Annotated in this window: 19 protein-coding genes; 4 read left to right on the forward strand and 15 right to left on the reverse strand. The window is 65.6% G+C overall.

From position 1 onward, the window contains the following. Positions 1 to 19: 19 nt before the first annotated feature. The 15 genes from BRAGE_RS0122150 to BRAGE_RS0122220 all read right to left on the reverse strand — a co-directional run bounded on the left by BRAGE_RS0122150 (position 20) and on the right by BRAGE_RS0122220 (position 19,440). Entirely contained in the window at positions 20 to 943 is a 924-nt protein-coding gene (locus BRAGE_RS0122150) for an ABC transporter permease (protein ID WP_027558992.1), read from the reverse strand. Then, positions 940 to 1,881: an ABC transporter permease gene (locus BRAGE_RS0122155; RefSeq protein WP_027558991.1), complete on the reverse strand. Its 942-nt coding sequence runs from the start codon at positions 1,879 to 1,881 to the stop codon at positions 940 to 942. The genes BRAGE_RS0122150 and BRAGE_RS0122155 overlap by 4 nt, the downstream gene beginning before the upstream one ends. Positions 1,882 to 1,898: 17 nt before the next feature. Beyond that, complete coding sequence (locus BRAGE_RS0122160; protein ID WP_027558990.1) at positions 1,899 to 3,500, reverse strand: ABC transporter substrate-binding protein; 1,602 nt, start codon at positions 3,498 to 3,500, stop codon at positions 1,899 to 1,901. A 199-nt stretch (positions 3,501 to 3,699) separates the two neighbouring features. Continuing rightward, entirely contained in the window at positions 3,700 to 4,632 is a 933-nt protein-coding gene (locus tag BRAGE_RS0122165) for an N-carbamoyl-D-amino-acid hydrolase (protein WP_027558989.1), read from the reverse strand. Positions 4,633 to 4,879: 247 nt separating this feature from the next. After that, a complete protein-coding gene (locus BRAGE_RS0122170; protein WP_027558988.1) occupies positions 4,880 to 6,328 on the reverse strand; it encodes an NAD-dependent succinate-semialdehyde dehydrogenase in 1,449 nt (482 codons plus the stop codon). An 81-nt stretch (positions 6,329 to 6,409) separates the two neighbouring features. Beyond that, positions 6,410 to 8,107, reverse strand: coding sequence for a GMC family oxidoreductase (locus BRAGE_RS0122175; protein WP_027558987.1), 1,698 nt, complete (start codon positions 8,105 to 8,107; stop codon positions 6,410 to 6,412). 63 nt (positions 8,108 to 8,170) lie between these two features. Beyond that, the gene (locus BRAGE_RS0122180; RefSeq protein WP_027558986.1) at positions 8,171 to 9,502 is read right to left on the reverse strand and encodes an MFS transporter; all 1,332 of its coding nucleotides are present in this window, start codon (positions 9,500 to 9,502) and stop codon (positions 8,171 to 8,173) included. A gap of 76 nt (positions 9,503 to 9,578) precedes the next feature. Beyond that, the gene (locus tag BRAGE_RS0122185) at positions 9,579 to 10,385 is read right to left on the reverse strand and encodes an enoyl-CoA hydratase/isomerase family protein (RefSeq protein ID WP_027558985.1); all 807 of its coding nucleotides are present in this window, start codon (positions 10,383 to 10,385) and stop codon (positions 9,579 to 9,581) included. A gap of 29 nt (positions 10,386 to 10,414) precedes the next feature. Continuing rightward, complete coding sequence (locus tag BRAGE_RS0122190) at positions 10,415 to 11,959, reverse strand: AMP-binding protein (protein ID WP_027558984.1); 1,545 nt, start codon at positions 11,957 to 11,959, stop codon at positions 10,415 to 10,417. Next, positions 11,952 to 12,470 (reverse strand): (2Fe-2S)-binding protein, encoded by a 519-nt coding sequence (locus tag BRAGE_RS0122195; protein WP_027558983.1) that lies wholly within the window; start codon positions 12,468 to 12,470, stop codon positions 11,952 to 11,954. Before BRAGE_RS0122195 ends, BRAGE_RS0122190 begins: the two co-directional genes overlap by 8 nt. Continuing rightward, positions 12,467 to 13,282 (reverse strand): FAD binding domain-containing protein, encoded by an 816-nt coding sequence (locus BRAGE_RS0122200; RefSeq protein WP_027558982.1) that lies wholly within the window; start codon positions 13,280 to 13,282, stop codon positions 12,467 to 12,469. The genes BRAGE_RS0122195 and BRAGE_RS0122200 overlap by 4 nt, the downstream gene beginning before the upstream one ends. Further along, complete coding sequence (locus tag BRAGE_RS0122205; protein WP_027558981.1) at positions 13,279 to 16,281, reverse strand: xanthine dehydrogenase family protein molybdopterin-binding subunit; 3,003 nt, start codon at positions 16,279 to 16,281, stop codon at positions 13,279 to 13,281. Before BRAGE_RS0122205 ends, BRAGE_RS0122200 begins: the two co-directional genes overlap by 4 nt. A gap of 141 nt (positions 16,282 to 16,422) precedes the next feature. Continuing rightward, complete coding sequence (locus BRAGE_RS0122210; RefSeq protein ID WP_027558980.1) at positions 16,423 to 17,262, reverse strand: helix-turn-helix transcriptional regulator; 840 nt, start codon at positions 17,260 to 17,262, stop codon at positions 16,423 to 16,425. Positions 17,263 to 17,368: 106 nt separating this feature from the next. After that, positions 17,369 to 18,790: a UbiD family decarboxylase gene (locus BRAGE_RS0122215; RefSeq protein WP_027558979.1), complete on the reverse strand. Its 1,422-nt coding sequence runs from the start codon at positions 18,788 to 18,790 to the stop codon at positions 17,369 to 17,371. A gap of 29 nt (positions 18,791 to 18,819) precedes the next feature. Further along, complete coding sequence (locus tag BRAGE_RS0122220) at positions 18,820 to 19,440, reverse strand: UbiX family flavin prenyltransferase (protein ID WP_027558978.1); 621 nt, start codon at positions 19,438 to 19,440, stop codon at positions 18,820 to 18,822. 150 nt (positions 19,441 to 19,590) lie between these two features. Here BRAGE_RS0122220 and BRAGE_RS0122225 point away from each other — a divergent pair, with 150 nt between their 5' ends. From BRAGE_RS0122225 to BRAGE_RS0122240, 4 genes are all read left to right on the forward strand, one after another. Then, positions 19,591 to 20,562 (forward strand): LysR family transcriptional regulator, encoded by a 972-nt coding sequence (locus BRAGE_RS0122225; protein WP_027558977.1) that lies wholly within the window; start codon positions 19,591 to 19,593, stop codon positions 20,560 to 20,562. Positions 20,563 to 20,659: 97 nt separating this feature from the next. After that, the gene (locus tag BRAGE_RS0122230) at positions 20,660 to 21,484 is read left to right on the forward strand and encodes an AraC family transcriptional regulator (RefSeq protein ID WP_027558976.1); all 825 of its coding nucleotides are present in this window, start codon (positions 20,660 to 20,662) and stop codon (positions 21,482 to 21,484) included. A gap of 105 nt (positions 21,485 to 21,589) precedes the next feature. Then, the gene (locus tag BRAGE_RS0122235; RefSeq protein ID WP_027558975.1) at positions 21,590 to 22,282 is read left to right on the forward strand and encodes an O-methyltransferase; all 693 of its coding nucleotides are present in this window, start codon (positions 21,590 to 21,592) and stop codon (positions 22,280 to 22,282) included. A gap of 15 nt (positions 22,283 to 22,297) precedes the next feature. Continuing rightward, on the forward strand, positions 22,298 to 23,047 hold the full coding sequence (locus tag BRAGE_RS0122240) for a siderophore-interacting protein (RefSeq protein WP_231164317.1): 750 nt from the start codon (positions 22,298 to 22,300) through the stop codon (positions 23,045 to 23,047). Positions 23,048 to 23,070 lie beyond the last annotated feature (23 nt).

A 23,070-nucleotide genomic window follows, 5' to 3' on the forward strand; every position in this document is an offset into this window, starting at 1 on the left:
GCGGTCAGCCTCGGGACATCTAAAGACGCTTGGCCATGCGCGGATCGAGCGCATCGCGAAGGCCGTCGCCGAGCAAATTCACGGCGAGCACGGTGATCGACAGGAAAGCCGCCGGGAAGAACACGATGTAAGGCTTGACCTGCCACAGCGCGCGACCTTCCGCCATGATGTTGCCCCAGGACGGAATGGTGGGCGGCGTGCCCGCGCCGATGAAGGACAGGATCGCCTCGGTGATCATGGCGCTGGCGCAAATGTAGGTCGCCTGCACCAGCATCGGCGCGACCGTGTTGGGCAGGATGTGGCGCAGGATGATCATCGGCGTGCGCGTGCCGCAGGCGACGGCCGCGTCCACGTAGGGCTGCTCGCGCAGCGACAGCACCACACTACGAACAAGACGAGAAACTCGCGGAATCTCGGCGATGGTGATCGCGAGGATGACGTTGCCGACGCTGCCGCGCGTCAGCGCCATCAGCGCGATCGCGAGCAGGATCGGCGGGATCGACATCAACCCGTCCATGAAGCGCATCAAAATGCCGTCGGCCCAGCGGATGAAGCCCGAGACCATGCCGATGGCAAGACCTGCCGCGGACGCGAAGATCGCGACCGACAGGCCGACCGTCAGCGAGACCCGCGCACCGAACAGCACGCGCGAGTAGATGTCGCGACCGAGCACGTCGGTGCCGAACCAGAAATCGGCCGAAGGCGCCCGCGTGCGCTTGGCCGGCGCCAGCGCAGTCGGATCGACCGTCCAGAGATAGGGAGCGAACACCGCGATCAGGACGAGCAGCAGCAGCAGCGCGCCGCCGATGGCAACGGTGGGATGGCCGCGCAACAGGCCGATGAAACCGCGCCGGATCGTGACCGGGCGCAGGATCTCCGGCAGTTGCGGCGCGAGGACGAGGCCGGCCGGAAGCGATTGCGGATTGACGGTGGTATCGGTCAATAGCGGATCCTCGGGTCAACGAGCGTATAAATGACGTCGATCATCAGGTTGACGAGGACGTAGACGAAGCTGAACAGCAGCACGATGCCCTGGATCACCGGATAGTCGCGGCGCAGGATCGCGTCGATCGTGAGCCGGCCGAGGCCGGGAATCGCGAACACGCTTTCGGTGACGACCGCGCCGCCGATCAGCAGCGCGATGCCGATCCCGATCACGGTCACGATCGGCACCGCCGCGTTCTTCAGCGCATGAATGAACAGGATGCCGCCCTGCCCGAGGCCCTTGGCCTTGGCGGTGCGGATATAGTCCTGCTGCAACACTTCGAGCATCGCGGCGCGGGTGATGCGCGCGACCAGCGCGATGTAGACGCAGCCGAGCGCGACCGCCGGCAGGATCAGGTTCTCCAGCCAGGGCCAGAAGCCCTGGTTGAGCGGCGTATAGCCCTGCACCGGAAGCCATTCCAGTTCGAGCGCGAAGATGTAGGCGAGCATGTAGCCGACCACGAACACCGGCAGCGAGAAGCCGAACACGGCAAAGCCCATGATCGCGCGGTCGATCAGGCTGCCGGCCTTCCACGCCGCCACCACGCCGAGCGGCACCGCCACCACGATGGTGAGCAACAGCGTGACGATCATCAGCGACAGCGTCGGCCCGAGACGCTGCCCGATCATCGCCGAGACCGGCAGATTGGTGAAGATCGAGGTGCCGAGATCGCCGTGCAGGATGCGCCAGACCCAGCTTCCGAACTGGATCAGGAACGGCCGGTCGAGGCCGAGGCTCTGGCGGATGCGCTCCACATCCTCCGGGCTTGCCTGGTCGCCCGCGATCACCACGGCGGGATCACCCGGCGCGATGTAAAGCAGGCTGAACACGAACAGCGCGACGATCGCCATTACCGGCAAGGTCGCGACGATGCGACGGAGGATGTAAGAGAGCATCTGGCCTCAGCGCGCGATCATGCGGACTTCGACACGCCCCAGAAGAACGGCAGCGGCCCCTTGGTGATGCCGGAGACGTTCTTGCGCCAGGCCGTGTAGGTCAAGAAGAAGCCGGTCGGCGCGTAGACGACATCCTCGAGCGCCGCCTTGTTGACCTGCCCGATCGCGGCCTTCTCCTCCTCGAGATTCTTGGCGTCGAACCAGGCCGTGATCTCCTTCTCGGTCTTCGGGCTGTTGGGCCAACCGAACCAGGCCTTGTCGCCGTTGGCGCGGATGGCGGTGTAGGCGGCGGGCGTGATGCAATCGGCGCCAGCATGCCAGCTGTGGAACATGTTCCAGCCGCCCTGTCCCGGCGGCGTCTTCGCCGCACGGCGAGAGCCGACCGTGCCCCAGTCGGTGGCAACGAAGTCGACATTCATGCCGAGCTTCTTGAGCAGGTCGGCGGTGACGTCGCCTTGCGCCTTCGTGATCGGCTGGTCCTGCGCCACGAGGCAGGTCACCGGCTGGCCGGAATAGCCGCTCTCGGCGAGCAGCTTCTTGGCGGCGTCGAAATCGCGCTTGCCCTTGAGGATCTCACCGCCCAGCTCGCTGTAGACCGGCGTGTCAGGCGTGAAGAAGCCAGGCAGCGGCTTCCACAGCGCGGTGTCGTCGCCGACGATGGCGCGCATATAGTCTTCCTGGCTCAGCGCCATCAGCACCGCACGCCGCGCCCGCACGTCGTTGAACGGCGCGAACAGATGGTTCATGCGGAACGAGCCGATATTGCCGAGGGGATCGCCGATATCGACGCTGATGTTCTTGTTCTTCTTCAGGACCGGCACGAGATCCGCGATCGGGTTCTCCCACCAGTCGACCTCGCCGTTCTGCAATGCCGCGGCGGCGGTTGCCGGATCAGGCATCACGATCCATTCGACGCGATCAACCAAGATGTTCTTGCCGCCGGCGAGCCAGGACGCCTTCTCCTGCCTCGGCACGTAATCGGTGAACTTCTCAAACACCGACTTGGCGCCGGGCACCCACTCGCTCTTGGCGAACTTCATCGGCCCGGAGCCGACATACTCGGTGATCTGCTTGAACGGATCGGTCTTGGCGATGCGCTCCGGCATGATGAAGGAGCACGGCGCGTTGTTCTTGGCGAGCGCGTAGAGCATTTTCGGGAAGGGCTGCTTCAAGACCCATTTGAAGGTGCGGTCGTCGACAGCCGTCAGCTCCTGCTGGATCGCGATGATCATCAGGCCCATCGGATCGCGCGCCGCCCAGCGTGACAGGCTGGCGACGACGTCCTTGGCCAGCACCGGCTCGCCATCATGGAATTTGAGGCCCGGGCGCAGCTTGAAGGTCCAGATCTTGCCGTCGTCGGTGGTTTCCTCGGACTCGATCATCTGGCGCTGCGGCTGCAGCTGCGCGTCGATGCCGTAGAGCGTATCCCAAACCAGCGCGGCGGCGTTGCGCACGACATATTGCGTGCCCCAGATCGGGTCGAAATTGGCGAGATTGGCCTGGGGCACGAAGCGCAGGGTGCGCGCCGCGGCGCCCTGGGCGATTGCCGGGGCCGAAAGGCCCGTCAATGCCAGACCGCCCGCGCCAGCCAGTCCCTTCAATACGGTCCTGCGATCCATGAAGTCCTCCCAGTAATGCCGTGATGCCAGCTTTTCTTTGGCCAAGGGCAAGTGAAACCGAGCCCATTTGCAAGCAAATGGTATGCCACTATCCGGGCCTTCGCCAGCGGGATCTCATCGACTTCTTAGCCGGTCATGGCACAGCAGCACGGACGCGGCCTGAGCTACGTGATCGCCATTTTGCGGGAAGACCGGGGCGTCACTTCTCAGGTGGCGGCACTGCGCCGGTCCGGCTGGTGATCAGACCGTAATGCTCGATGCGGCGGTGTTGTGCGAAATTGAAGATCGTGGTCTTGCCAAAAGTCGTGGCATCGAGATCGCAACGATGGACAAGGAGCTCGTCGCCTTCGGTCTCAGCCTCGGCAACGATCTCGCCGTTGGGATCGACGATGAGACTGCCGCCAAACAAGGCGTGACCGTCCTCGACGCCGGCCTTGGCCACCGCGACCACCCAGCTCGCATTCTGGTAGGCGCCGGCCTGCACGGAGAGGCGGTTATGAAACATGCGCTTCTCGATGCCCTCCTCGCGGCTCTCCGCGTTCTCCGACGGCGTGTTGTAGCCGATCAGCACCATCTCGACGCCCTGCAAGCCCATGACGCGATAGGTCTCGGGCCAGCGGCGGTCGTTGCAGATGGCCATGCCAATGATGCCGCCCAGCTCGCGCCAGACGTTGAAACCGAGATCGCCCGGCTCGAAATAGCGCTTCTCCAGATGCTGGTGCGACCGATTGGCGTCGTATTCCGCATGGCCCGGCAAATGGACCTTGCGATATTTGCCGACGATCTTGCCAGACTTGTCGGTCAGGATCGCCGTGTTGAAGTGATGGCCGTCGGGCGTCAGCTCGGCATAGCCGAAATTCATCGCGATCCGATGCTGCGCCGCACGCTCGAACAGCGGCCTCGTCGCAGCGTTCGGCATTTGGCGTTCGAACCAGCTGTCGAACTCGGCCCGGTCCTCGACGTACCAGCGCGGGAAGAACGTCGTCAGCGCCAACTCAGGATAGACGATCAGGTCGGCGCCTCTGGCGCTGGCCTCATCCATCAGCGCAATCATGCGCTTGACCACGACCTCGCGGCTGTCGGCTTTCTGGATCGGGCCCATCTGGGCGGCGGCAACGTTGACGATACGCATCGGCGATTTCCGGATTTCTTGACGAGGCTGGGGATCGCAGGCTCAGGAGCCCACCGGCGCGCGCAGCATAACGCAGCCTCGCGCCGTTTTTCCACCCAAGCAGATTTCATGCCGTTCGCCCTAATCGGCATCCTTCGCTTCACACCTCGTGCCGGTGTTGTTCCGGGAGGCCTCCGTGACCGCAAAAAAGAGAAAGGCGCGTCACGGCCTGGCGTGACGCGCCTTGTGATGGGACGTTGCGCGGGTTTTACGCGCTCGCCTGCGTGACGAACTTGGTGTTGAGGTAACCCTCGATCGCCTCGAGCCCGCCTTCGGAGCCGTAGCCGGAATCCTTGATGCCGCCGAACGGCACTTCCGGCAGCGCGAGGCCGTGATGGTTGATCGAGACCATGCCGCTCTCGATGTCAGAGCCGATCGCCTGCATCGTCTTAGTCGAGGTGGTGTAGGCGTAGGCCGCAAGGCCGTAAGGCAGACGGTTGGCTTCGGCAACCACTTCGTCATAGCTGCGGAACGACGTGATCGGCGCCAGCGGGCCGAACGGCTCCTCGTTCATGATGCGGGCATCGCGCGGCACGTCGGTGATCACGGTCGGCTCGAAGAAGAAGCCTTCATTGCCGATGCGCTTGCCGCCGGCCTGCACCTTGGCGCCGCGCTGGACGGCGTCGGAGACCAGACCTTCCATGGCGTCGACGCGGCGCGGGTTCGCCAGCGGGCCCATGCGGGTGTCCTTGTCGAGGCCATTGCCGACCTTGAGGCTCTTGGCGGCTGCGACGAACTTGTCGACGAAGGGCTTATAGACGCTTTCGTGCACCAGGAAGCGCGTCGGCGAGACGCAGACCTGGCCGGCATTGCGGAACTTGTTAGCCGACAAAATCTTCGCGGCGTTGTCGAGATCGGCATCCGCGAACACGATCGCCGGCGCATGGCCGCCGAGCTCCATGGTGACGCGCTTCATGTGCAGGCCGGCGAGCGCGGCCAGATGCTTGCCGACCGCGGTCGAGCCGGTGAAGCTGATCTTGCGGATGATCGGATGCGGGATGAGATATTCCGACACTTCTGACGGAACGCCGAACACCAGCTGGACGACGCCGGGCGGAATGCCGGCATCCGCATAGGCGCGCACCAGCTCCATGCAGCTCGCGGGTGTCTCTTCCGGGCCCTTCACGATGATCGAGCAGCCCGCAGCGAGCGCAGCGGAGATCTTGCGCACGGCCTGGTTGATCGGGAAATTCCAGGGCGTGAACGCCGCAACCGGGCCGACCGGCTCCTTGGTCACGAGCTGGGAGACGTTGCCCATCCGCGGCGGCACGATGCGGCCATAGGCGCGGCGGGCCTCCTCTGAGAACCAGTCGATGAGGTCGCCGGCCAGCATGGTCTCGCCCTGCGCTTCCACCACCGGCTTGCCCTGCTCCATGGTCATCACGGGGGCGATCTCGGCGGCGCGGGAGCGGATGATGTCGGCCGCTTTCCGCATCAGCTTGTAGCGATCGAACGGCGAGGTCTTGCGCCAGACCTCGAAGCCGGCCCTGGCGGCCTCCAGCGCGCGGTCGAGGTCCGCCTTCGAGGCGTGCGGGGTCTTGCCGATCGGCTGGCCGGTGGCGGGATTGAGGATGTCCTCCGACTTGCCGGACGTGCCGTCGGTCCACTCGCCGGCGATGAACATTTGAACTTTCGGATACATCCTCGTTGCCTCCATGATTTCGCGCATCGGCGGGCTTGGCGCCCGCCGTTTCAAGCCGGCGCAGAGCTACACTGAAAGGGGCCAAACGAAAAGGGATCAATGATGCCGCAGCAACGCATCGCTGATCTTCTCGGCGGCCATGATTACGGGGATGTTGGTATTGGCCGTCGGCAGCCGCGGCATGATCGAGGCGTCTGCGACATAGACGTTCTCGCTGCCGATCACCCTGCCCCCGGGATCGACCACCGCCATCCTGTCGGCGGGATCGCCCATGCGGCAGGTCCCTACGGGATGCCAGACGCCGAACACGCTCTGCCGCACGAAGGCTTCGAGCGCGCGCTCGTCCGCGAGCGTCGCCTGGAAGGCGGTGCCGTTGAGCAGCACCAGCCGGATCAGGAGTTGCCGAAGACCCGCGGGCACGTCGAGCATCGGACCGAGGATGGAGGCGACGATGCGATTGGCGGTGCCGTAACGGCTGAGGCGCTTGATGCGCGGGGAATAGGAGGCGGGAAAGAAATCGCCGGCCTCAGGATTGAGCTGCGGATGCACCACGAGCCTTGCCAGCAGCCGGACGGCTGAGACGAGCCGCTCAACATCACGCTCGTCGGACAGCAGATTGAAATCGACGACCGGATAGGCCTTCGGATCCTGGCTCGCCAGCGTGAGCGAGCCGCTCGAATACGGCCGGTTGCACCAGAGGAAATAGAGCCCGAGCCGCGTGCCCAGCGCGTGCCAGCCGCCGCGGGCCGAGGCCGTGATGTACATGTCGGAGGGATCGCAGCCCGGCTGTCCCGACGAGAACCGCATGGCCGTGAAATTGGGGCGGCGCCGGGCCAGCGGCAACCGCAACCGCCGCGGCAAATATTGGCAGAAGGTCAGCGCGGGATGATCGCGCAGATTGCCGCCGACGCCGGGAAGGTCGATGGCGACGGGAATGCCGAGCGCCTGCAGCGCAGGCCCCGGGCCGATGCCCGCCCGCATCAGGATCGCGGGCGATTGCAGCGCGCCGGCGGTGAGGATCACGCGGCCGGCGCCGACGGTGAGCTTCTGCCCACCACGCGCGACCACCACACTCCTCGCGCGGCGGCCATCGAGCTGGAGCTGCTCGACCTCGCTGCCGGCCCAAATGGTCAGGTTCGGCCGCGCCCGCGTTGCCGCATCGAGATAGCCGGCGGCCGTGGAGACGCGGCGGTCGTTGCGGTTCGAGAACGCCGGCGGGAAAATGCCGTCCTCGAACTCGGCGTTCTGGTCCTTGCGAAACGGCAGGCCGGTCGCCGACAGCGCCTCGCCCGCCGCGCGGCCAAACGCCGGCATGGCCTCGCGCGCGATGCGGCGGATCGGAATCGGGCCGCCTCTGCCATGCAGCGCGCCGCCGAAATCCAGATCGGTCTCGAGCTTGAGGAAATATGGCAGCACGTCCGTCCAGCCCCAGCCGCGTGCACCGAGCTCGTGCCATTCGTCGTAATCGCGCGGCAGGCCGCGATTGGCGGACTGCACGTTGATGCTGGAGCCGCCGCCCATCACCCGCCCCTGCTCATAGGCACGGACGACCGGCTTGCCCTCGGCGTTACGGCCCGCGGCCGCCGACAGGCCGGGCCAGATGTACTTGTCGCCGAAGAACAGCGGCATCGGATAGCTGTCGAGGATCTCTGCAGGCGTCGCCTCGGGCGGCGTGTCCATTCCGGCTTCGATCAGCAGCACGTGGCGGCGTGCGTCGGCGGAAAGCCGATTGGCGAGCACGCAGCCCGCCGACCCGCCGCCGACGATCACGTCGTCGAAATGCAGTCCATCCATTCCCGTCTCTTCGCGCAATTCGATGGATCGGCGCGACCGCTTGCGCAGCCGCGCCGATTTGGCTCAGCGGAAGTTGCCTTTGGTCTCGGGGATCACGACGGCTCCGATCAGATAGACCACGAACACGCCGACCGCGAAATAAGCCAGCGACATCGGGATCTGCGCCGGGCTGGCGCTCACCAGCGAGACGAAGGTCGGCATCATGCCGCCGAGCGCAAAGCCGATGTTCCAGGACAGGCCCGTGCCGCTCGCGCGCAGCGCGGTCGGGAAGCGCTCGTTCAGGAAAATCAGCACCGGCGCGTAGCCGGCATTGCCGATGAAGGCGATCGCGAGCGCAAGAAGCGTGATCTGCGTCGTGTCCTTGGTGGCGGCGAGATTGAGATAGCACAGCGGCAGCAGCACGGCCGCCAGCGCGCCGATCAGCAGGAACGTCTTCTTGCGGCCGATCCAGTCGCTGAGCGCGCCGACCAGCACCGCGGAGAAGAACGCCGACACGCTCGCGCCCATCAGGATCAGCGACGAGGTCTGGTTCGGGACCGCGTTGATCACCTTCAGGAAGCTCGGCAGGTAGCCGGAGGTCAGGTAGTAACCGGCGCCACCGCCGAAGGTGATGAGCAAATTGACCAGCAGCACGCCGCGATATTCGCCGGAGAACACGTCCTTCACCGGCGCCTTCGAGACCTTCGCCTGCTTGTTGCCCTGCTGGCGCTTGAGCTCCTTGAAGTATGGGGATTCCTCGAGGTTGCGGAAGATGAACCAGCCGAGCAGCGAGCTGAGCAGCCCCGAGAAGAACATGAAGCGCCAGCCCCACACCGCGAAGGCATCGCCGGGGAAGACCGAGGACGTGATCAGGAAGATGAAGGACGCGAGCAGCGCGCCGATGCCGGCACCGCCGCCGCCGACCAGGCCCGACATTGCGCCGCGCCATTGCGGCGGCACGGACTCGGTGCCGATCGTGTGGGTCGAGGCCACGACACCGCCGACGAACACGCCCTGCACCAGGCGCAGGATCAGGAACACGATCGGCGCGATCACACCGACCTGCGCGATGGTCGGCAGCAGGCCGAACGCCGCGGTGCTGACGCCGACGCCGATGATGGCGATCAGCATGGCCTGCTTGCGGCCGTGCACGTCGGCATAATGACCGAACACTGCCGAGCCGAGCGGCCGCATCAGCAGCGTGACGGCGAACGAGCCATAGACCGCGGCCAGCGACAGCGCCGCATTGCTCGACGGAAAGAACAGCGCGCCGACGACCGGCGCCACGTAGAGCAGAATGAACAAATCGAACAGATCCAGCGCCCATCCGAGCACCGATGCGATGATCGCGTTGACCATCTGCTTGTTGTCTGCGGACGCCTGTGCACCCGCGACCGGCATATCCATCTCAGCCATGTTGTTTTACCTCCCCCGTTTGAATGGCGCCGCGGTCCGCGCCATTGCGAACCGCGGCAGTTCGTTGGATCGCGTGTCAGCGGCCGACGAATTTCGGCGGACGCTTGGCGTTGAAGGCCTCGACGCCTTCCTTGAAGTCTTCGGACTGACGTAGGCGGCTGTAGCAGTGGCCCTCGAGCTCGATGGCAATGGCGAGCGTCGAGTCCTCGGTGTCGTTGAGGAGCTTCTTGGCCGTGCGCTGCGCCAGCGGGGAGAAGGTGCGGAGCTCGTCGACCAGCTTGTCGGTCGCCTTCTCCAGCTCGGCATCCGGCACGCATTCGGTGGCGATACCCCACTCATAGGCCTGTTTGGCCGAGATGCGCTTGGAGCGCATCACGATGTCCTTGGTGCGCGTGATGCCGACCATCTTCTGCAGGCGTGCCGAGCCGCCCGAGCCCGGGATCTGGCCGAGCTTCTGCTCCGGCAGCGCGTATTGCGTGGTCTCGGAGGCGATACGGAAATCGCAGGCCAGCGACAGCTCGAAGCCGACACCGAAGCAATAGCCGCGATTGGCGACGATCACAGGCTTGGCGCAGCGCGCCGGAGCAGCGATGTTCCAGGCGAGCTTGGAGACGTGCTCGGGGCTCGCCTCCATGAAGCCGCCGATATTGCCGCCGCTGGAGAAATGCTCGCCCTCTCCGCGCACCACGATCACGCGCACGCGCGGATCCTCGTCCAGCGTCTCGAAGGTCAGCCGCAGCTGGTCGCGCTGCGGCATCGCCACGACGTTATAGGGTGGCCTCCCCAAGATGATGTCGGCGCGCTCATGCGCCTCATCGATCTCGACCTTGAACCCGTCGAGTTTTGCCAGCCGCGGATCGGCGAATGTATAGGGTGACGGCATCTGTGCTTCCTTCTGTTGATGGGTGATGATCAGGCGGCGTCCGATGGCGGCAGGCGCTCGGCCTCGTATTCTCCGGCGACGAGCAATCGCCGCAGCAGCTTGCCGACCGGCGATTTCGGGATCGCGTCGACGAAGACGTAGCGGCGCGGCCGCTTGAAATTGGCAAGGCCCGAGGTGCGGCAGAACTGCTCCAGCTCGACTTCCGAGACTGCGCGGTTGCGCTTGACGAAGGCGGCGACGACCTTGCCCCATTTCTCGTCGGCGACGCCGACGACCGCGACCTCGTCGACGGCGGGATGCAGGGACAGGCAGCTCTCGATCTCGACCGGCGAGACGTTCTCGCCGCCGGTGATGATCATGTCGTCGACGCGCCCGGTGACGAACAGGTCACCATCGGGATCGACGAAGCCGGTGTCGCCGGTAAAGTACCAGCCCTCACGCAGCGACTTGGCGTCCGCCTCGGGACGCCGCCAATAGCCCTCGAAGGCCTCGTCGCCTCTGAGCGTCGCGATGATCTCGCCCTCCTCGCCGACTGCCGCGAGATCTGCGACCGACTTCGTACCGATACGCACGACCTTGACGTGCTGGTTCAGCCCGGCCTTGCCGGCCGAGCCGGGCTTTGCCGCTGCATCCTGATCGATCGTAAAGGTGTAGATCTCGGAGCTGCCGTAGTGATTGACGAACAATTCCGGCCTGAATGCCTCGTTCAGCTTCTTGAGCAATCCATCGGTCATCGACGCGCCGGCAAAACCGAGCTTGCGCACGCTGGAGACGTCGGTCCTGGCAAACGCCTCGTGATGGACGAGGTCGTGATAGAGCGTCGGCACCAGATAGAGATTGGTGATCGCTTCCTGCTCGATCAGCGCCAGCGCCTGGCGGCTGTCATAGCGCGGCAGGCAGATGAAGCTGCCGCCGATCAGCGACATCGCCAGCAGCGAGCGAACGCCCATGGTGTGATAGAGCGGCATTACGCCGAGGGTGCGCTCGCCGCGGCCGTAGAGATTTTGCGCGACATGCGCGATCGCCGCCGCCCGCTCGGCACGATGCCGCCGCGGCACGCCCTTCGGCCGCGACGTCGTGCCTGACGTATAGAGCATGATCGACCACGCATCGGCACCGACGCGCGGCTCGGCGTCGGGTGCGCGGTCCTTGATCAGATCAGCAAAGCTCGTCGCATCGCCCGTGCCGGGATCGACCGACACGCGTAGCAGCTTGCCTGCCAGCGCCGAGCCCTGGACGGCTTCGGCAGAGATATCCTGATAGAAGACAGCGCAGGCTTCGGCGTTCTCGATGCAGTAATCGAGCTCGTCGGCCTTGGCGCGCCAGTTGATCGGCGTGATGACGAGGCCTGCGAACTGGCAGGCCCAGTGCAGCGTCGCCGCTTCCCAGTGGTTCTGCAGCAGCGTGACGACGTGATCGCCGGGCTTGAGGCCGAGGCGGTCGAACGACGCCACCAGCGCGGAGATCTTGTCGTACCATTGTCGATAGGTCAGGCGGAGATCGCCGTCGACCAATGCAATGGAATTGGGATCGCGCGCGGCGCTGGCCATGAAGCTGCTGGCGAGATCAAGCATCGGACGTCTCTTTGTTGGATGAAGCAAGCTGGGCGGCGGCTTCCAACGCCGCCTGGATGATCGGGGTGTAGCCGGTGCAGCGGCAGATATGCCCGCTGAGGAGATCGCGGATCTCCGCCTCCGTCGGCGCCGGGTTCTTGGCCAGATAATGGTCGAGCGACATCAGGATGCCGGCGGTGCAGAAGCCGCACTGGAGCGCGTGGTTGCGGCGGAACGCCTGTTGCAGCACGCCGAGCCGGTCGGCCGACGGCGCAAGCCCTTCGACCGTTTTGAGCTCGCAGCCATCGACCTGCGCGGCCAGCGTCAGGCAAGACCGCGTCAGCATGCCGTCGACGACGACAGTGCAGGCGCCGCAGACGCCGTGTTCGCAGCCGACATGCGTCCCGGTCGCACCCAGTTGGTGGCGCAGGAAATCGGAGAGCAGCATGCGCGGCTCGGCTTCCGCCTCGACGGGTCTGCCATTCAGCGTGAGGCGAATGGAATGGCGCTGATCTGCCTTGAGACGCGTCATTGCAGCACCTCGCCGATCAAATCGCGGCCGATCATGCGCACGAGGTCGCGGCGATAGCGCGCGGTGGCGTGGACGTCGTCGCGCGCGCCAAGCTCGTAAGCGAAGGCATTGAGGGCATCGTCGAGCGCACTGCCCTCTAGGTGAGGCCAGTCGCGCGCGGTCGGTACGTCGGCGACGCCGCCAACGGCGAGCCGTACGCCGGTCGGAGTCTTCATCGCGGCGCAGGCGACGATGGCGAAATCGCCGTGCCGGCGCGCGACCTCGCGGAAGGCGACGCGCGCTCCCTTGACGACCGGCAGCGAGATGCCCTCGATCAGCTCGTCATCGGCGCGCGCGGTCAGCATCATGCCGGCGAAAAAGTCCTTGGCCGCGACGCGGCGCCGGCGCCTGGCGCTGCGGAGCAGCACTTCGCCGCCAAGTGCGACCATTGCCAGCGGCATCTCGGCGCTGGGATCGGCGTGCGCGAGCGACCCGCAGACGGTGCCGCGGCTGCGGGTCTGCATGTGCCCGACCCAAGGCAGCGCCAGCGCCACCAGCGGCAGTGCCTCGGCGAGCTCTGGCCAGGCCAGGAGATCGGCCTGGCGTACGCCAGCGCCGATCACGACGGCATCGCCCCTCCGCTCGATCCGGCGCAGCTCATCGATGCGCATGATGTCGATCAGCAGCTTCGGCTTGGCGAGGCGCATGTTGAGCATCGCCATCAGCGATTGCCCACCGGCGAGCACGCGGGCATCACCACCTTGCTGTGCGAGGCCTTCAACGACATCGCCAACGTTCTCGGCACGGAGATAATCGAATGCGGGCGGCTTCATCGGCGCCCCCCGAACAGGCTGGCGATTTTCGCCAGTAGCGCGAACAGCGAGAAGCCGCCGCCCTCTGCACCGCCACCGCCAGCCTTGCGGGCGAGCGCGGTGAAGAACTGGCCGATGATCACGCGCGTCGCGCCATCCAGCAGCCGACCACCAATGCTCGCGACCTTGCCGCCGATGGCAGCGTCGTAGCTGTAGGTGAGCTTGGTTCCGCCATTGCCGTCGGGCGCAAGCGTGATCCGTCCCTCGGCATGGCCGAAGCCAAGCGCGCCGGTGGCGCCGCCGCGCAAGGTGACGGCATGCGGCGGATCGAGGTCGAACAGCTCGACGTCGGCGCGATAGCGTCCGGTGACGGGGCCAATGCCGAGCGTGACGTCAGCGCGGAAATGCGTGTCGGTGACCTTGTCGACGCGCTGGCAGCCGGGAATGACCGATTGCAGCGTGGCGGGATCGAGCAGCATCGCCCAGACCTGCTCCGGCGCGCCCTTCACCGAGGCCTGCCCCTCGCCGCGCAGCCGCCGATCGCCTTCGCGCGCAGGCGGGGCCGTCGCCCCACCTGCGGGAGGCGGAGGCTCGTCGCCGCGCACGAGCTCCGCAAGCCGCGCGGGCACCAGCGGCAAGGTGATATCGGCAACGCCGAGCGCATCCGCAACCGCATTGGCGATGCACACCGGCGTCGACATGCAATTGCCTTCGCCCACGCCCTTTGCGCCGAGCGGCGTGAACGGCGACGGCGTCTCCATGTGGAAGATCTCGGGCTCCGGCACCTCTGTCGTGGTCGGCAGCAGGTAGTCGGCCAGCGTGCCCGTCAGAAAGCTGCCGTCCTCGGCGTAGGCGTATTCCTCGTAGAGGGCAGCCCCGAGCGCCTGGGTGAAGCCGCCGCGGATCTGGCCGTTGACCATGCCGGGATGCAGGATGGTACCGCAATCGTGCATGGTGACGTAGCGGTCGATCCGCGTCTCCAGCGTGACGCGGTCGATCTCGACGCCGCAGAAGTCGAAGATGAAGCCGTGGCAGAGCGAAGAGTTGATGCGGTCGTCCTCATCGGGCGGCGTCAGCTCCGGCGGGGTCCAGAACACGGTCTCGCGAATGGTCTGGCCGGCATCGTCAGGCAGCGAGCCCGGCGACCAATGGCTGAGCGCGGCGACACGCGAGAACGCAATGCGGTTCTCAGGATTGTTCCTTGACGCAACAAAACCCTTTGCGAAGACGATATCCGCGGCCTCGACGTTCAACTGGCTGGCTGCGATGCGGGCAAGACGGCCGGCGACCCGCTCGGCCGCGATCTTGGCGGTGCCCGCCACCGCTGCCGCAAAGCGGCTTGCGTAATTGCCCGAGGCGATCGACCAGGCGTCCTTGGCCGTGTCGATCTCGGTGTTGACGCGGATGTCCTTTGGTTCGAGCCCGAACACATCGGCGACCACTTGCGACAGCACGGTGCGATGACCCTGCCCCTGCGGCACCGAAGCGACGTGGACGGTGACGCTGCCGACCGGATCGAGCCCGACCGTTGCGGTCGCCTGCGCGCCGTTCTTCGGCCCGGCCTTGCGGCGCTCGGCCGCCGTCAGCACGGTGGTGATATAGCCCATGTTGGAGACGCTGGGCTCGACTACCGCGGTGAAGCCGATGCCGTAGAGCCGCCCCTGCGCGCGGGCTTCGTCGCGCTTTGCCTTCAGCTCCGCGAGCCTGCCGTGCTCGACCGCGCGCACAATGGCTTCCTGGTAGTTGCCGGAATCGAGCAACGCGCCGGTCGCAGTGCGATAAGGGAAAGCGCCCGCGTCGATCAGGTTGCGCTTGATCACATCGAGCGGATCGAGACCGAGGCCGATCGCGATCCTCTGAACCAATCGCTCCAGCGCGAAATAGACCTGCGGGCCGCCAAAGCCGCGATTGAGGCCGGTCGGCGTCTTGTTGGTGACGACGACGCGGTTGCGGATCTTGACATGGTGGATGTCGTAGGCGCCGGTCAGATTGCCATGCATGCGATAAAGCGTCGCCGGCTCGGGCGCGCGTAAGTGAGCGCCGCAATCCTCGACCTGGTCCCAGTCGAGCGCGAGAATCTTGCCGTCGGCGGCGACCGCCGCTGCCAGTGTCGTCGCGCGATTGGTCGCCGACACCGACGCGGTGAGATGCTCGAGCCGGTCCTCAATCCACTTCACCGGCCGGCCCGTAACGCGTGCGGCCGCCGCAATCAGCACGATGTAGGGAAATACGCCCTGCTTGACGCCAAAGCTGCCGCCGGAATCCGGCGGCGTGCGCAGCCGCAGCCGGTTGCCCGGCACCTTGAGCGCACGCGCGATCACGGTGTGGATGCTGAACGGGCCCTGGAAATTGGCGAGCACTTCGTACGCATCCTCACCGGCATCGTGCGAGGCAACGACGCCATAGGTCTCGATCGGCGTGCAGGAGTTGCGGGGATACTTGATATCGATGGAGAAGCGATGCGGCGCTTCCGCAAAGGCTTTTTCAGGATCGCCGTAGCGAAACGCTCGCTCGCTGGCGAGATTGCCGGGGAAGCCGTCATGCAGCACGGGCGCACCCGGCGCGATCGCGCCGAGCGGATCGATGACGGCACCACGCGGGCGGTATTCGACGTTGATGAGTTCGGCGGCATCCTCGGCCCGCGCGCGGTCGGTTGCGACGATCACAGCGACCGGCTCGCCGACATAGCGCACCCGATCCATCGCGATCGGCCAGCACTCGACCGGCGCCTTCACGCCGACAACGAGACTGGTCGTGACGGCCTTGACGTCGTTGCCGGTCAGAACCGCCGCAACGCCCGGCAGACGCTTTGCAGCTTCAGTATCGATGGAGAGAATATCGGCATGCGCATGCGGCGAGCGCAGGATGGTTGCGTGCAGCGTGCCGGGCTGAACGCCGAGATCGTCGATGAAGCGGCCACGGCCAGAGAGCAGCGCAGCGTCCTCGATGCGTTCGATCGAGCGCCCGACCCACGGCTCATCGCCACGTTCCTGATTTGCGGATTTGACCGCCTGCAGCATATCCCGGCATACCTCCCGACGCGTTCTTTGACGCGACGGTGACGTTTGTCAGGACGGGGGTGCAGGGCCCATACCGCCCGCTCTCACGACTTACCAAATCGTCTCATTCGAGAGCGTGCAGCGCAATATCAGCCCGCAAAATCAACCCGCAAGACGCGAGACGTTGCGAAACTCGCGCGGGCTGACACCGGCATGATCGCGGAAGAAGCGCGTGAAATGCGCCGGCTCCGGAAAACCAAAACGCTCACTGAGCTCGCCGAGCGGGGTGTCCTCGCGCATGACAGCATCGAGCGCACGCTCCATGCGGACGACATTGAGATAGATCTTTGGCGAGACGCCGAGCGAGGTCTCGAATAGGCGGAAGAACTGCGCACGCGACAGGCCGGCACCCTTCACGAACTGGTCGACGCTGCCATAGGAATCCTGAGTGCGCATCGCGTCCATCGCGCGGCGGATGCGCCAGTCGCAGCTCACCGCGCTCATGCCGCGGATCGAGGTCGGAAAGCTGCGCCAGGGCGTGAAGCGCTCGATCACGGCGATCATCAAATCGGACAGCGTCTGCTCGTGGGTCCGCACCGCATCCGGATTCGCCATCATTTCAGCCGCCAAAAGCAGCGTGAGCTGGCGGATGCGCGGCGACACCTCGCCCGACGGCCGCTCGAAAAAGCCCGGCGCGCCGCTGGCGGCCCACCCCGGTCGGAACTCCTTCAGCCATTCCGGCTCAATATAGAGCGCCATGATGAGCGTGCGCGGACGGTTGACGTCGTGCACGTAAGCATGCGGCTTCCAGCCATCGACGAGCACGGCGGCGGTGTCCGTCAACGGCGTGACCTGATCGCCGACCATGAAATGCGTGTCGGCGCCCTCGACCTTGAGCAGGACGTGGCAATGATGATGGGCGTGGCGGACCAGCGACCGGTCCATGTCGAGCAGAGCGACCCTACCGAAAGCGCCATGAGCGATGCGCAGGGCCGTCGACATCAGTTCCTTCCTCCCAGCATTGCGCTGCAATACGATTGGCTTGTTGGCGCGGCACTATAGGCAGCACCCGCTTCATATTCCAACGGCGCAAACCGACGCAAGCCGGTCATACCAGCGCCTCCGCAAGGAGACGCGCGATGGCGGCGCTGGGGTCGGCCTGCAAGGCGGTGGCGAGATCGACATCCTCCTCGCCCTTGACGCGAATGCGCTTGAAGGCGAGCTCGGGCGCGCTGACCGGCGCGGTCGCGTCCAGCCCCATCTTGGCGCTGATGCCGTTATCGGTGGTCGGATCGAGCTTCGAGCCAAGCGCGCCTGACACGACCATGAGGTCACGGTCTGCCTGGAAGCGCGTCGCCACCGCCCATTCGATCTCCTCGGACGAGGAGATGTCGACATCCTTGTCCACCACGACCACCTGCTTGATGTCGTAATGCGCGCCGAAGGCGCACATCATGATGTTCTTGGGCTCGCCGTCATTGGCCTTGTCGATCTTGATGGCAAGGTGATAGCGGCAGGTCCCGCCGCGCGTGAGGCGGACGTCGAGCACATTGGGGAAGCTGCGGCGCAGGTGCTGGAGCAGCGTCGCCTCGCGCGGCACGCCGCCGAGGATGAGGTGCTCGAAGCCGCCGCCGACGATGGTGTGGAAGATCGGCGCCTTGCGATGGGTGATCGCGTCGACCTCGATCACCTCGCGATTGGCGCGCGGACCGTAATATTGAGGGAATTCCCCGAACGGGCCTTCCGGCTCCCGCACGCCCTGAAGAATGCGTCCCTCGATCACGATCTCCGCATGGGCGGGCACGCGGACCGAATTGGTGCGGCACTTCACGACATCCACGGGCGAGCCGAGCAGCGCACCGGCAATGGCCATCTCGTCCTCGTCGAGCGCGGCGATCGCCTGCGAGGCGAGCATCAGCGCGGGGTGCGCGCCGATGACGATGGCAATCTCCAGTGCCTGCCCCAGCTCTTCGGCGAGGCGATAATAGGAGAACGTGTGCCGCGGCAACAGCAGCACGCCGATACGGTTCTTGCCGGAGATCTGGCAACGGTGGATCGAGACGTTCTGAACGCCGGTCTTCGGGTTGCGGGCGATCAGCAGGCCGGCGGTGATGTAGGGGCCGCTGTCGCGCTCATTGTGCTTGGGCACTGGGAGCTGGCGGAGCAGATCGACGTCTTCGTGCACAACCTCCTGCACCGGGCCGCTCGTGACCTCATGCGTCGGCAGCGGATGGCTTGCGGCGGCGAGAAACCGCGGCAGTAACTGATCCTCGGTGACGCCGATGGACTCGGCGACCCAGTCGCGGCCCGCAAAGAGATTGGCGACGACGGGAATCTCGTGCCCGTCGGGACGCGGAAACAGCACGGCGCTGTCGCGCTCCAGCCGCTTGGCGATGGCGGCGAGCTCATCGGCGAGGCCGATGCCCTCGCGAGCGATCGCGAGCTTGCCACGCTCGGCGAGATAGGCGAGCCAGGCGCGCAGATCGGCTGGCGCCTTCGCAGCTGTTCTGGCCGGAGTTTCCATTTGCATGTATCGGGTCTTTCCTTGAGGCCTTCGGGTCAGGGCACGATCTTGCGCAGCGTCGGCGAGCGGCGCTTGAGCGCCTCGTCCTCGCCCCAGCGGCGCACCACGCCGATGTCGATGTCGTAGAGGTCGAGGACGCGACCGGCGGTGTGCTCGACCATGTCTTCGAGATTCTCGGGTTTGGCGTAGAAGGCCGGCACGGGCGGCGCGATGATCGCGCCCATTTCCGACAGCGCAGTCATTGTCCTGAGATGGCCGGTGTGCAGCGGCGTCTCGCGCACCATCAGCACCAGGCGCCGGCGCTCCTTCAGCACGACGTCGGCGGCGCGGGTGAGCAGCGTCGTGGTCACGCCGGAGGCGATCTCGGACATCGAGCGCATCGAGCACGGCGCCACGATCATGCCGGCGGTGCGGAACGAGCCGCTGGAGATGGCGGACGCCATGTCGTCGATCGCATGGCAGACATTGGCGAGCGCCCTCACCTCGGCGATCTTCAGGTCGGTCTCGTAGGCAAAGGTCAGCTCGGCGGTCTTCGACATCACCAGATGCGTCTCGACGCCGGCATTGCGCAGCAGCTGCAACAGGCGCACGCCATAGGTGACGCCGGAGGCGCCGGAAATGCCGATGATCATCCGCTTGGGTGTGGCGTCCTGCATATGACTGGTTTCGCTCCCTGGGACCCGCCGCGAGACTAGGCAATCCCATCCATCACCACAAATAATGATTGATTATATCATTCATCATCTGAGATGATGGTCCGGAGGCAGATCGGCGAACAAAGGACTGACCCCGTGGAACTCAGGCAGATGCAATATTTCCTGTGCCTTGCCGAGGAAAAGAACGTCACCCGGGCCGCGCGCCAGCTCAACATCGTTCAGCCGGCGCTGAGCATGCAGATCGCCAAGCTGGAGGCCGAGCTCGGCCAAAAGCTGTTCGACCGCAGCGTCCAGGGCATGACGCTGACCAGCGCCGGCGAGGCCTTGGTGCGGCTGACGGCGCCGATCGTGCGCGATGCCGAACATGCCCGCCAGGAGATGGCACAGCTCGGCGGACGCATCTCGGGCCGTGTTTCCGTCGGCCTCATCACCTCGGTCGCGCAAAGCACCATGGCGAGCGCGTCGGCAGCTGTCGCAAGCCGCTATCCCGAGATCACGCTGTCGGTCTGCGAGGGCTACACCGAGACGCTGATCGACTGGGTCAACACCGGCCAGCTCGATTTCGCGCTGATCAACGTGCCGCGCCGGAAGACGCCGCTGGCCGCGCATCACGTCATGGACGAGGAGATGGTGTTCGCCTGCCGCAAGGACAGCCCGATCCAGCCGCCGGCAAGACTGCGCTTCGATCACATCGCCAATTTCGATCTCGTGCTGCCTTCCAAGCGCCACGGCCTGCGGCTGATCCTGGACGAGCATGCCGCCGCAATCGGCATCGACCTGCGGCCGCGGCTCGAGCTCGATACCCTGCCCGCGCTCTGCGACGTGATCGCAACCACCGATTTCGCGACGGTGCTGCCGACCATCGCGCTCCGGCAATCGCTGGCGGGCGGGACCATCCGCGCGCACCGCTTCGACGCGCAGCGGATCGTGCGCTCGATTGCCTGGGTGCATCACCCGCGACGCGCGGTGTCGGTCGCCGCCAAGGCCGTGCTCGATGTCATCAGCCACGATCTCGCGGAGGCCGCCGCCGTGGCGCGCGAGTTCGTGGAGCCTTCCTCCAGTGGCACAGGCTCGTCCTCCTCCCGCAAGGATCGCAGGAAGCCGCGGAGGCGAGCAGGTTAGAACTGATCGAGATTCGGACCGGCTGCGTTGAAAGATTCGACGGCGGCCCGATATTGTTTGACGCACGCCACCGCGTCCGGACCACTCACCGCCCGCCATGCCCTTCTTCCGGCTCAACGACGACCAATTCCTCCCCGATGATCTCGGGGACTTCGACCCCGAAGCCGTGCCGCGCGCCATCGCCGCCTTCGGTGGCCGCATGGTCACCAAGGGCATGGAGCTCGCGATGCACACGCATCGCAAGGACGAGCTTGTCCTCACCTTGCGCGGCATCGTCAGGCTGGAGGCCGGACATGGCGTCTGGATCGTACCGCCGCGTTGCGCGGTATGGATTCCCGGCGATGTCCCGCACAGCGTGAGCGTCGCCGGCGATGTCGAGATGCATTGCCTCTTCATCGAACTGGATGCGGCGCCGACACTGCCGCGGCAATGCTGCGCGCTGTCGATCTCCCCGTTGCTGGCAAGCCTGCTGGTCCATGCCACCCACATGCCTGTCATGTACGACGTCGACGGCGCCGACGGTCGGATCGCCACGGTGCTGCTCGACCAGCTCGCTGCCGCTCCGATCGAGGAGCTGCGCTTCCCGATGCCTGCGGATGCCAGGCTGCGCCGGATCGCGAGCGCGATGATGGAAGACCCTTCCGACCGCGCGACGATCGACGATTGGGGGCGGCGCATTGCCGTCGCGCCACGCACCCTCACCCGCATCCTGCAACGCGAGACCGGGATGAGCTTTGGCCGCTGGCGCCAGCAGCTCCACATCCTCATCGCGCTTCAGCGCCTCGACCAGGGCGCCTCGGTGCAAACCGTCGCGCTCGATCTCGGCTATGAGGGCGCGAGCGCCTTCGTCACCATGTTCCGCAAGGCGCTGGGCAAGCCGCCGGCGCGATATCTCGCCGAACGGCGCATCAGCGCACACTGACCGGAAATCGCAATCGATTGTCCCGTTCGCGGAATGCGCACCAAAGGACGATTTCGTATCCAGGCTCCAACGCGCCGATGGGCGCATTGCAAGGGAGCTGGATACATGGATTCGATCAGCAGCGGCCTCGTCGCCGACGTCCTCCATCGTCTTCATCAGGAAGCGGAGATCGCCGACGCGCCGCTGATGCAGGCCTTCGTGAATGAGGGCACGAGTCGCGAAGAGATGATCAGCCAGGCGATCGCGGCCGAGAGCCGCGATCTCAATGAGGTCTACCAGCGATTTGCGAACAATTTTCTGAGCGTCTCGCCGCGGTTCGGACGCTTCCTCTACATGTGCGTCCGCGCCAGCAAGGCCAAGCGCATCGTCGAGTTCGGCTCCTCGATGGGGATTTCGACGATCTACATGGCCGCGGGCTTGCGCGACATTGGCGGCGGCCGCCTGATCGGGACCGATCTCGAGCCCGGCAAGATCGAGCGCGCACGAGCGAACGTCGCGGCGACGGGGCTGGCGGACTTAGTCTCGTTTCGGGTTGGCGACGCGCGGGAAACCCTGAAGGCCGATCTCGGCGGCGAGATCGACATGGTGATGCTCGACGGCGCCTTCACGCTCTATCTTCCCATTCTCAAGCTGCTGGAGCCGCATCTGAAACCCGGCGCGCTCATCGTCGGCGAGAACGCGTTCGAGGAAGCCTCCGGCTATATCGACTACGTCCGCGATCCCGAAAATGGCTACCTCTCGCTGTCGCTGCCGTTCGATCCCGGCCGCGGCAACGAACTCACGATCAAGACCAGATGATCCGGGAGCCAGGCCTTGAACGAGCCCGGTCAGCAGCCGCAAATCTCATCGCAGGCGTCACAAGGAAGGGTCACGCAGATGCTGTTGCGATGGCTGATGCGGTCCGCGCGCATCGCCGCAATCGAGACGCTCTCGCCGCACTTTCGGCTCATCGAGATCGAAGGCGAAGCCCTCAAGGACGTCGCCTGGAATGCGGGCCAGAAGATCCAGGTTGCGATGCGCGCGGGCTTGAGCGCGCGCACCTATACGCCGATGTCATGGGAGGCAAGCAGCGGGAGAACTCGCCTTCTCGCCTTCATCCATGGCGTTGGCCCCGGCAGCCGATGGGTGAGCGGTTTGCGCGAAGGCGACACCTGCCAGTTGTTCGGCCCGCGCCGCTCGCTCGATCTCACCGGCCTCGAGGCGCCCATCGTCCTGTTCGGCGATGAGACCTCGTTCGGTCTTGCAGCGGCATTGCGCGACAATCTGCAAGCCGGCGGTGCGCTCCACATGTTCGAAACCACCGATGTCGCGGAGTCGCGGCGGGTGCTGGAGGCCATCAGCCTCGGTGAAGCACGATTGATCGCCCGCAGCGCGGACGATGCACATCTCGCAGCCGTCGAGGCGGAAATGCTGCGCATTGCTGCAAACGGCGCCAGGTTCATCCTGACGGGCAAGGCATCATCGATCCAGCGCATCAGCCGCGCGCTGAAAGCGGCAGGCGTCGCATCGTCGCGGATCAAGGCAAAAGCCTATTGGGCGCCGGGCAAAACCGGACTGGATTGAGCCTCCTCTCACTCGGACAAGAT

The sequence above is a fragment of the Bradyrhizobium genosp. SA-4 str. CB756 genome, from assembly GCF_000473125.1.
In the GTDB taxonomy this organism is placed as follows: Bacteria; Pseudomonadota; Alphaproteobacteria; order Rhizobiales; family Xanthobacteraceae; genus Bradyrhizobium; species Bradyrhizobium arachidis.

What these genes read in the sequence shown, in the direction of transcription:
- BRAGE_RS0122170 (WP_027558988.1), bottom strand. Translation starts at nt 6,328, where the DNA reads ATGGAGGCAACGAGGATGTATCCGAAAGTTCAAATGTTCATCGCCGGC.
- BRAGE_RS0122205 (WP_027558981.1), bottom strand. Translation starts at nt 16,281, where the DNA reads ATGCTGCAGGCGGTCAAATCCGCAAATCAGGAACGTGGCGATGAGCCG.
- BRAGE_RS0122155 (WP_027558991.1), bottom strand. Translation starts at nt 1,881, where the DNA reads ATGCTCTCTTACATCCTCCGTCGCATCGTCGCGACCTTGCCGGTAATG.
- BRAGE_RS0122230 (WP_027558976.1), top strand. Translation starts at nt 20,660, where the DNA reads ATGCCCTTCTTCCGGCTCAACGACGACCAATTCCTCCCCGATGATCTC.
- BRAGE_RS0122225 (WP_027558977.1), top strand. Translation starts at nt 19,591, where the DNA reads ATGCAATATTTCCTGTGCCTTGCCGAGGAAAAGAACGTCACCCGGGCC.
- BRAGE_RS0122175 (WP_027558987.1), bottom strand. Translation starts at nt 8,107, where the DNA reads ATGGATGGACTGCATTTCGACGACGTGATCGTCGGCGGCGGGTCGGCG.
- BRAGE_RS0122185 (WP_027558985.1), bottom strand. Translation starts at nt 10,385, where the DNA reads ATGCCGTCACCCTATACATTCGCCGATCCGCGGCTGGCAAAACTCGAC.
- BRAGE_RS0122220 (WP_027558978.1), bottom strand. Translation starts at nt 19,440, where the DNA reads ATGCAGGACGCCACACCCAAGCGGATGATCATCGGCATTTCCGGCGCC.
- BRAGE_RS0122180 (WP_027558986.1), bottom strand. Translation starts at nt 9,502, where the DNA reads ATGGCTGAGATGGATATGCCGGTCGCGGGTGCACAGGCGTCCGCAGAC.
- BRAGE_RS0122215 (WP_027558979.1), bottom strand. Translation starts at nt 18,790, where the DNA reads ATGCAAATGGAAACTCCGGCCAGAACAGCTGCGAAGGCGCCAGCCGAT.
- BRAGE_RS0122210 (WP_027558980.1), bottom strand. Translation starts at nt 17,262, where the DNA reads ATGTCGACGGCCCTGCGCATCGCTCATGGCGCTTTCGGTAGGGTCGCT.
- BRAGE_RS0122190 (WP_027558984.1), bottom strand. Translation starts at nt 11,959, where the DNA reads ATGCTTGATCTCGCCAGCAGCTTCATGGCCAGCGCCGCGCGCGATCCC.
- BRAGE_RS0122195 (WP_027558983.1), bottom strand. Translation starts at nt 12,470, where the DNA reads ATGACGCGTCTCAAGGCAGATCAGCGCCATTCCATTCGCCTCACGCTG.
- BRAGE_RS0122235 (WP_027558975.1), top strand. Translation starts at nt 21,590, where the DNA reads ATGGATTCGATCAGCAGCGGCCTCGTCGCCGACGTCCTCCATCGTCTT.
- BRAGE_RS0122160 (WP_027558990.1), bottom strand. Translation starts at nt 3,500, where the DNA reads ATGGATCGCAGGACCGTATTGAAGGGACTGGCTGGCGCGGGCGGTCTG.
- BRAGE_RS0122165 (WP_027558989.1), bottom strand. Translation starts at nt 4,632, where the DNA reads ATGCGTATCGTCAACGTTGCCGCCGCCCAGATGGGCCCGATCCAGAAA.
- BRAGE_RS0122200 (WP_027558982.1), bottom strand. Translation starts at nt 13,282, where the DNA reads ATGAAGCCGCCCGCATTCGATTATCTCCGTGCCGAGAACGTTGGCGAT.